Origin of the sequence: Lentzea kristufekii, assembly GCF_033949925.1 — a bacterium.
Lineage (GTDB): Bacteria > Actinomycetota > Actinomycetes > Mycobacteriales > Pseudonocardiaceae > Lentzea > Lentzea kristufekii.
In genome coordinates, this window is sequence record NZ_JAXAVV010000075.1 from 1 (window position 1) to 1,134 (window position 1,134).

General features: G+C 65.2%; 1 protein-coding gene. It reads right to left on the reverse strand.

The window, feature by feature from the left end; all coding sequences use genetic code 11:
- Positions 1-1,086, reverse strand: coding sequence for an IS630 family transposase (locus SK571_RS46100; RefSeq protein ID WP_319990421.1), 1,086 nt, complete (start codon positions 1,084-1,086; stop codon positions 1-3).
- Positions 1,087-1,134 lie beyond the last annotated feature (48 nt).

Genomic DNA, 1,134 nt, shown 5'->3' on the forward strand with positions numbered 1-1,134 from the left:
CTAGTGTCCTGAGTTATTAATTCGTGTGCAGTAGCGTGCGATGGAGTCGAGGATCTGGGCGGCGGTCTTGGTCCAGACGTAGGGCCGTGGGTCGTCGTTCCAGGTCTCGATCCATGCGCGGATGTCACGGTTGAGCGCGCGGACGCTGGTGTGGCTTCCACGTTGGAGTTTCTTGGTCGTCAACTCGGAGAACCAGCGTTCGACGAGGTTGAGCCAGGAACTCGACGTCGGCGTGAAGTGCACGGCGAAGCGCGGGTGCGCGGCCAGCCAGCGTTTGATCACCGGGGTCTTGTGCGTCGAGACGTTGTCCATCACCAGATGCACGGCCAGATCCGCGGGAACCTCTTTGTCGATCGCGATCAAGAACTTCTTGAACTCGATCGCACGATGCCGCGCGTGCAGGCGGCCGATGACCTTGCCAGTGGTGATGTCCAGTGCCGCATACAGACTCGAGGTGCCGTGCCTGGTGTAGTCGTGCGTGGCGCGCTGCGGTGTGCCGGGCAGCATCGGCAGGATCGGAGCGGTGCGGTTGAGTGCCTGGATCTGAGACTTCTCGTCCACGCACAACACCACCGCCCGCTCCGGCGGCGCGAGGTAGAGCCCGACCACGTCCTTGACCTTGTCCACGAACAACGGATCCTTGGACAACTTCCACGCCTCACGGCGATGCGGCTGCAGACCGAACGCGTTCCAGATCCGCGTCACCGCGGTCTGCGTCAACCCCGACTCCGCCGCCATCGACCGGGTCGACCAGTGCGTCGCGTTCGCAGGCGTCGACTCCAGCGTCGCGGTGATCACCGCCTCGACCTGATCATCGGAGATCGTGCGCGGCCGCCCAGGACGCGCCTCGTCGAGCAACCCATCCAGCCGATCGGCCACGAACCGCGACCGCCATTTCGCCACCGTCGCCCGCTGGACCGCCAGCTCCGCCGCGATCTCACTGTTCGAGCCACCTTCGGCGCACCGCAACACGATCCGCGCCCGCAACGCCAACGCCTGCGCCGTCTTCCGGCGCCGCGTCCAGCCCCGCAACACGCTCGCCTCGTCGTCGGACAGCACCAACTCAGGCAGCTTCGGGTTCGGCATGCCACCGAACCCTACGCCTGCACACGAACTAACGACTCAGGACACTAG